Below are 7,455 nucleotides of genomic sequence, written 5' to 3'. Positions count from 1 at the left end.
CGGGGCGTGCCGTCCGGCGAGGGGGCGGGTACCGGACGGCACGCGCTCGGGGGCGGGGTCAGGTGGCGGGCTTGTAGACGGCTACGGCGCAGGCGCTGCCCAGGCCGATGTTGTGCTGGAGGGCGACGCGGGCGTTCTCCACCTGGCGGGCGTCGGCCTTGCCGCGGAGTTGCCAGGTGAGCTCGGCGCACTGGGCGAGGCCCGTGGCGCCCAGGGGGTGGCCCTTGGAGATGAGGCCGCCGGACGGGTTGACGACCCAGCGTCCGCCGTACGTGGTGTCCGCGGCGTCGACCAGTTTGTGGCCCTCGCCGAGCGGGGCCATGCCGAGGGCCTCGTAGGTGATGAGCTCGTTGGCGCTGAAGCAGTCGTGGAGCTCGATGACGTCCACGTCCTCGATGGCGACCTCCGCCTCGGCCAGGGCGCGGGCCGCGGCGCGGCGGGTGCAGTCGGAGCCGACGACCTGGATGGACGAGTGGTCCTCGAACGAGGCGGCGGTGTCGGAGGCGATGTGGTGTCCGGCGATCTCGACGGCCTGGTCCCCGAGGCCGTGCTCGTCCACGAAGCGTTCGGACGCGACGACGGCGGCTGCGGCGCCGTCCGAGGTGGGGGAGCACTGGAGCTTCGTGAGCGGATCGAAGATCATCGGCGCGTTCCTGACGTCGTCCAGCGAGTACTCCGTCTGGAACTGCGCGTACGGGTTGTTCACCGAGTGCTTGTGGTTCTTCCAGCCGATCCACGCGTAGTGCTCGGGCGTGGAGCCGTACTTCTCCATGTGCTCGCGTCCGGCGTTGCCGAACATCTGCGGCATGGGGGCCTTGTCCATCTCCCAGGGGCGTCCCGCCGCCATGGACCGCAGGTGGTGATCGATGATCGTCACGGACGACCTGCCCACGCCGGCGCCCAGTGACCCCTTCTGCATCTTCTCCATGCCCAGTGCCAGGACGCAGTCGGCGAGTCCACCCCGCACCATCTGGCGCGCGAGGTACAGCGCGCTCGAACCGGTGGCGCAGGCGTTGGACACCGTCATCACCGGGACGCCGCTCATGCCCACCTCGTAGAGGGCGCGTTGGCCCATCGCCCCGTACACCGACCCGGCGTACGCCTGCTCGATCGCGTCATAGGTGACGCCCGCGTCCGCGAGGGCCCTGCCCACGGCCTCCTTGGCCATGTCCGGGTACTCCCAGTCGCGGGAGCCCGGCTTCTCGAACTTGGTCATGCCCACGCCGACGACGAAGCTGCGGTTGGCCATCGGGCTCGCCTCCAGATGCCGAATCAGGTTCGGCACCACGATAACCCGGATGACCAATCGAGCGCTCGCTTGGGGGGTGCGGCCCGCCGAAAGCGCAGCGAGCCGACATCGTCGGCGACGTCGGCTCGCGGTCGGGCGGGGGTCAGTCGCCCATCGACTTGCGGAGGGCCGCGACGAAGGCGTTGACGTCGGCCTCCGTGGTGCTGAACGCGCACATCCAGCGGACCTCCTCCGACGGGTTGCCGTGGAAGGAGAAGTGCTCGCGGAGGCGTTCGGCGGCCTTCTCCGGCAGGCGGGCGAACACCGCGTTCGCGTCCACCGGACGGACGATCTCGACCCCCGGCACCTCTCGGACCTGGTCGGCGAGCAGCCGGGCCATCGCGTTGGCGTGCCGCGCGTTGCGCTCCCACAGGTCGCCGTCCAGGAGCGCGACGAACTGCGCAGACAGGAAGCGCATCTTGGACGCGAGCTGCATGCTCGACTTGCGCAGGTAGGCCGTGCCGCGCACCGCCTCGTGGTTCAGCACGACCACCATCTCGCCGAGCATCATGCCGTTCTTGGTGCCGCCGAACGACAGCACGTCCACGCCCACGTCGGTGGTGATCGCGCGCAGCGGGACGCCCAGGGCGACCGCCGCGTTCGCGAGGCGCGCGCCGTCCATGTGCAGGAACAGGCCGCGTTCGTGCGCGACGGAGGCGACCGCCGCGATCTCGTCCGGCGTGTAGACGGTGCCGAGCTCGGTGACCTGGGTGATGGACACGACCGAGGGCTGCGAGCGCTGCACGTTCCCGAAGTCCGTGGCGTGCCGCGCGATCGCCTCGGGCGTCAGCCTGCCGTCCTCGGCGGGCAGCGGGATCAGCTTCAGGCCGCCGACGTGCTCGGACGCGCCGCACTCGTCCTTGTTGATGTGGGCGGACTCGGCGCAGATCACCGAACTCCAGCGTTCGCACATCGCCTGCAGCCCGACCACGTTCGCGCCGGTGCCGTTGAACACCGGGTACGCGGTGGCGCGCGGGCCGAAGTGGCGCCAGACGACGCGGGCGAGGCGGTCGGTCCACGCGTCCGACCCGTAGGCGACCTCGAACCCGTCGTTGGCCTCGGCGAGCGCGGCCATGACCTCCGGATGGACGCCGGCGTGGTTGTCGCTGCCGAAGCCGTGGTGGACGTCAGGAGAGGTCAAGGCGGGTTCCGTTCAGCTCGGAGGCGGGCCGGTCCCAGAGGCCGGCGACGGTCGAGGCGAGGTCGTCCACATGCGTCAGGCCCGGCTTCGCCTCGCTGACCAGCGCCTTCACCACGAGGATCGTGGCGGCGCTCCCGGTCCCGGAGCCGTCCGCGGACGCGAAGGAGGCGGCCATGGCGAGCGTCCAGGTCTCCGCCGCGGCCTTGGCCGCCCCGTAGGCGGCCGAACCGGCGTCCGGGCGGCGGGCGGCGGGCTGGGACACCATGGCGAACCGTCCGGACGGCGCGTCGCGCAGCGCGTCGTGGAAGGCGAGCGTGGTGTGCTGGAGCGTGCGGACGACCTGGTCGTGCAGGAACGTCCAGTCCGCGAGGTCGGTCGCGGCGAAGGACGGCGCGCCGCGCCACCCGCCGACCAGGTGGACCAGTCCGTCCACGCGGCCGTGCTCGGCGGTCACCGCGTCCGCGAAGCGGCGGGTGGCGTCCGGGTCGAGCAGGTCGACGGCCGCGGGCGCGATCCGGGGGGAGTCCCACTGGCGGACGGTGCGTCCGGCGGCCACGACGCGGGCGCCGCCGGCGGCGAGCCGCTCGGTCACGGCACGTCCCGCCGCGCCGTTCGCGCCGGTCACGACGACCACCCGGCCGTCAGCGGTCCTGGAGGTTTCGGTCATGACCGCATTCTGCCCCTCCGGACGCCCCTCCGCGCGCGGGGGCGCGGTGCAGAGGGCACGGCGGCCCCGGGAGGACGGACGGTCAGCTGGCCGCGGGCATTTCGGACAGGTGGGCGATGTCGTTGTAGACGACCGGGGTGAGGCGGTCGCCGCCGCCGCGCCACCGGGTCATCGAGGTGTTGGCGATCGGGTGCTTCTCGATCTCCAGCACCTCCTGCTCGGTCAGCCCCTCCACCAGGTAGCGGGTGGTGACGACGATCGCGTCGTGGGCGACGATCAGGACGCGCTCGCCCGCCGCCTCCTCCGACAGGTCGCGGTAGAAGGAGCGCAGCCGCAGCGCCAGGTCGGCCCAGGACTCGCCGGCGGGCGGCCGGTAGTAGAACTTGCCGAGCTTGAGCTTGCGCTCGTACTCCTCGGGGTGGCGCAGCCGGATGCCCGTGCCGGTCAGGCCCTCCAGGATGCCCTGGTCCCGGTCGCGCAGCCGCTCGTCGATCTGGACGCGCAGGTCGAACGGCGTCTGGTCGAGGGCGATGCGGGCGGTGTCGAGCGCGCGCCGGAAGGGGGACGAGTAGACCAGCGTGGGGCGCTCGTCGGCGGGGCGCTCCGCGAGCCAGCGGCCGAGGTTGGCGGCCTGGGCGCGGCCGAGGTCGGACAGCGGCACGTCCGCGTCGCGCTCGGTGACGCCGGTCTCCTCCGCGCCGCGCTCGTACGCGGCGCGCCACGCCACGTTGGCGGTGCTCTCGCCGTGCCGGGTCAGGTTCAGCCACTCCAGCGCCTTCACAGGCGTCATGATTCCATGTCCGTTCCGTCCGGCTCGACCCTGGTTCTCCGTCGTTCCACGTGCACGGCCTTCCCCGTGCCCGCGTCCGGACACGTCACTCCCGCGCGCCGGACGCCCGCCGGACGGCATGTTCTACAGCGCGTAGTAGTCTTGGGGCCCTATGACGAACGCCCTGGCCACCGTGATCATCGTGGTGTCGCTGCTCGCGGCGGCCCACAGCCTGTGGAGCGCCTGGCGGGACCGGGCGATGGGGGTGCCCCACCTGGTCGCCCTCGGGGTGCTGGAAGTGCTCCTCATCACACAGGCGGTGGTGGGGTTCGTGAAGCTCTCGGGCGGCGAGGGCCCGCACGGTTCGGCGACGTTCGTGGGGTACCTGCTGGCGATCCTGGTGATCCCGCCCGCGGGCGCCGGATGGGGACTGCTCGAACGCTCCCGCTACGGGCCCGGCGTCATCGTCGTGGCCTGCCTGGCCGTCGCCGTCATGACCGTACGAATGCAGCAGCTGTGGCAGGGGACCAATGTCTGACCGCCCGGAGGCGACCACGCGCAGCGGTCCCGGGCGGCTGCTCGTCGCCGTCTACGCCCTGTTCGCGCTGGCGGCCGGTGCGCGCGCCGGCGTCCAGATCGGCACCCGGTTCTCCGAGGCGCCGGTCGCCTACCTGCTGTCGGCCGTCGCCGCGGTCGTCTACGTCCTGGCGACGGTGGCGCTCGCGCTCGGCGGACGCACCTCGCGGCGGGTCGCCGTCGCCGCGTGCTCGGTGGAGCTGGCCGGGGTGCTCGTCGTCGGGACGCTGAGCCTCGCCGACGCGTCCGCCTTCCCGGACGCGACGGTGTGGTCCGGATACGGGCGGGGCTACGGGTACGTGCCGCTCGTCCTGCCGGTCCTCGGGCTCGTCTGGCTGTGGCGCTCCTCCCGGGCGGACGGCGAGGCCACCGCCGGGAAGCCCGCCACCGCCGGAGAGAAGCCCGTTTCCGCCGGGAAGCCCGCCACCGCCGGGGAGAGCACCGGCGACGGCTCCCGCGCCGCCTGATCCGACCTCGCCTGTCCGAGCGGGTCCGTCCTGCGCGACGTCGCGTGCCGGGCACGGAGTCGGGACTTCCTCACGTCCTGCGAGCCCCGGCCGAGGGCCGGAGCCCGCGCCCGTCCCCGCGTCCGCCTCGGCGGACGTGGCCGGACGGGACCCGGGGCGCCCGTCGGGGGCCGGAGTGCGGACGGTGTGCGGAGTGAGCGCGGCGTGGGCCGTGTGCGGAGTGTGGGCGGTGTGCGGGGCGGCCTGACCCGGGAGGTCGTCCGGATCGAACCGGACGCCCCGCACACCGCGAACCCCCTCCCCGGGGTTCGTGCCGGGGCCGCCCGGACGGGGTCCGGGGGCGCCCGGTGGGCGGTGGCTCACCCGCGCCTCACGCGGCGGCCGCCGTGCTGCGGCCGATGGGCAGCACGTGGACGGTGGCCCGCGCGAGCGCCTCGACCTGCTCGGGGGAGTAGTCGGCGGTCGGGTTCCGGCGGATCCAGCGCAGCATGCGCAGGGGCGTCGCGAACACGACGCCGTCGGCCTCGAAGGGGGAGCGGGCGAGCCGTCCGCCGTGCACGACCAGCAGCGGCCGGACGGTGACCTCCTCGCCGGTGTGCTCGGTGAGCAGCCGCGCGACGGTCTCGGCGGCGCCGGTCAGCGAGGTCATCAGCTTGGTCTGGGTGCGGCCGTCCACGAACACCCTGCCGCCGTAGGGCGCGATCTCGGTCTCCGGATGCCACGCCTCGTTGTGGATGAGCCAGACGCCGCCCGGTCCGACGAGGATCTCGTCGGCCTGCTCGTGGCCGGGGACGCTCCGCGCGTGGACCACCCGGTGGCCGCGGCGCTCCAAAGTGTGGCGCAGCAGCCGGTCCGTGCGCTGCTCGCCGCGCAGTCCGCGCCGCCACACGCTGGAGGCGTTGTAGCCGTGCCAGTGGAAGTAGAAGTCCAGAACTGAAACCACCAGCGCCATCATGACGCCGAACGCGGCGTTCACGAGGGCTCCGCACAGAATGAGCGTCAGCACGGCGAATATGGCCCGGTTCCGGAGTCTGGCCTTTCGTCCGCGTTCCCACAGCTCCGCGTACACGGCCTGTGGCGTTCCGCCCGTGAACGCCTTCCTGTCGCGAAGATAGATGGAGCTGCCGCCCATCGCCCGTCCCTCCCTCGCACCTGCGGTGACGACTCCAATTATGGAGATACCCGTGGGATTGGGACAGCCCTTCAGGGGGTGAGGGAACTGAGGCCGATGGGCTACCGGCGTGCAAGAGATATTGCCACGGGGATGGTACGCCGAAGGTTCTCCTGCCCGCTCTTGACCTTGGGTTTAGAACGTTCTACGAGAGAAAGGCGAAATGCGCGGTGAAACTATCGCCGCAAGGCTCGCTTCCGGTTTCGCGCTGGTGATCTTGCTCACAGTCGGCGTACGGTACCCGGTTCGCGGCGTTCCGTAGGGGCGGCCACACTGGACGGATGCACGCCGACCGCCGCGCCGCCCTCGCCGGACTGCCCGTCCGGACCGTCGTCCCCGCGCTCCGCCGGGCGCTGGACGGACGGGGCGTGGCCGTCCTCGCGGCCCCGCCCGGCACCGGCAAGACCACCTACGTCCCGCTCGCCCTCGCCGGGCTCCTCGACGACCGCGAAGGCGATGGCGCTCCGGGGTCCGGTACCGCCTCGCGGACCGGCGTCCCCGGGAACGCGGGACGCGTCGTGGTCCTCGAACCGCGCCGGCTGGCAGCCCGCGCCGCCGCGCGGCGGATGGCCTGGCTGCTGGGGGAGAAGGTCGGCGGACGCGTCGGCGTCACCGTCCGGGGCGAGCGGAGGCCCGGGACCGCCGTGGAGGTGCTGACCACGGGCGTCCTGCTGCAGTGGCTGCGGCGCGGGCCCGAACTGGAGGGCGTCGGGACGGTCGTCCTGGACGAGTGCCATGAGCGGCATCTCGACGCGGACACCGTCCTGGCGTTCCTGCTGGACGTCCGCGCGACGCTCCGTCCCGACCTGCGGATCGTCGCCGCGTCCGCGACCGCCGACACCGGCCCCTGGGCGGAGCTGCTCGGGCGCGAGGACGGACGGCCCGCGCCCGTGGTGGCGGCCGAGGCCGCGCTGCACCCGGTGGAGACGGTGTGGGCGCCGCCGGAGCGTCCCGTCCGGCCGCCGCACGGGACGCGCGTCGACCCGGCGCTGCTCGCGCACGTCGCCGCGACGGTCCGGCGGGCGCTCGGCGAGCGCGACGGCGACGTGCTCTGCTTCCTGCCGGGCGTCGGCGAGATCGCGCGGGTCGCCGGGATGCTCGGCGGCGCCGGCGCGGACGTCCTGCAGGTGCACGGCCAGGCCCCGGCGGCCGTGCAGGACGCCGTCCTCGCCCCGGCGGACGGCCGCCGCCGCGTCGTGCTGGCGACCTCGGTGGCCGAGTCGAGCCTGACCGTGCCGGGCGTCCGGATCGTCGTGGACGCCGGGCTGGCCCGCGAACCGCGCACCGACCACGCGCGCGGGCTCGGCGCGCTGACCACCGTCCGGGTCTCGCGGGCCGCCGCCGAGCAGCGCGCCGGACGCGCGGGACGCGAGGGG

The 7,455-nt window shown here is 73.5% G+C and carries 7 protein-coding genes and 1 pseudogene; 3 read left to right on the top strand and 5 right to left on the bottom strand.

Annotated features, from left to right (window positions below; all coding sequences use genetic code 11):
* Window positions 1–58: 58 nt before the first annotated feature.
* The 4 genes from DZF91_RS31270 to DZF91_RS31255 form a co-directional block, all read right to left on the bottom strand.
* Window positions 59–1,285, bottom strand: a complete 1,227-nt coding sequence (locus tag DZF91_RS31270; protein WP_235834693.1) for a thiolase C-terminal domain-containing protein — start codon at window positions 1,283–1,285, stop codon at window positions 59–61.
* A 106-nt stretch (window positions 1,286–1,391) separates the two neighbouring features.
* A complete protein-coding gene (locus DZF91_RS31265; protein ID WP_117360670.1) occupies window positions 1,392–2,429 on the bottom strand; it encodes a threonine aldolase family protein in 1,038 nt (345 codons plus the stop codon).
* A complete protein-coding gene (locus tag DZF91_RS31260; protein ID WP_117360669.1) occupies window positions 2,416–3,096 on the bottom strand; it encodes an SDR family NAD(P)-dependent oxidoreductase in 681 nt (226 codons plus the stop codon). Before DZF91_RS31260 ends, DZF91_RS31265 begins: the two co-directional genes overlap by 14 nt.
* 82 nt (window positions 3,097–3,178) lie before the next feature.
* Entirely contained in the window at window positions 3,179–3,886 is a 708-nt protein-coding gene (locus DZF91_RS31255) for a histidine phosphatase family protein (protein ID WP_117360668.1), read from the bottom strand.
* 151 nt (window positions 3,887–4,037) lie between these two features.
* On the opposite strand from DZF91_RS31255, the gene DZF91_RS31250 reads away from it, so the two are divergent.
* Window positions 4,038–4,403 carry a hypothetical protein gene (locus DZF91_RS31250; protein WP_117360667.1) on the top strand — a complete coding sequence of 122 codons (366 nt, stop codon included), beginning with the start codon at window positions 4,038–4,040 and terminating at the stop codon, window positions 4,401–4,403.
* Window positions 4,396–4,800, top strand: a pseudogene (locus tag DZF91_RS31245) (hypothetical protein); the annotation flags it as partial. The gene DZF91_RS31250 and the pseudogene DZF91_RS31245, both read left to right, overlap by 8 nt.
* Before the next feature lie 478 nt (window positions 4,801–5,278).
* On the opposite strand, the gene DZF91_RS31240 reads toward DZF91_RS31245, so the two are convergent.
* Window positions 5,279–5,914: a nuclease-related domain-containing protein gene (locus tag DZF91_RS31240; RefSeq protein ID WP_235834692.1), complete on the bottom strand. Its 636-nt coding sequence runs from the start codon at window positions 5,912–5,914 to the stop codon at window positions 5,279–5,281.
* 446 nt (window positions 5,915–6,360) lie between these two features.
* Here DZF91_RS31240 and DZF91_RS31235 point away from each other — a divergent pair.
* Window positions 6,361–7,455: helicase-related protein (locus DZF91_RS31235; RefSeq protein WP_147341476.1), on the top strand; the 1,095-nt coding region annotated here is incomplete at its 3' end.

It is taken from the genome of Actinomadura logoneensis, from assembly GCF_003428695.1.
Taxonomy (GTDB): domain Bacteria; phylum Actinomycetota; class Actinomycetes; order Streptosporangiales; family Streptosporangiaceae; genus Spirillospora; species Spirillospora logoneensis.
The sequence above is the reverse complement of the archived record's forward strand: the minus strand, read 5'-3'. Positions and strand labels throughout refer to the sequence as shown.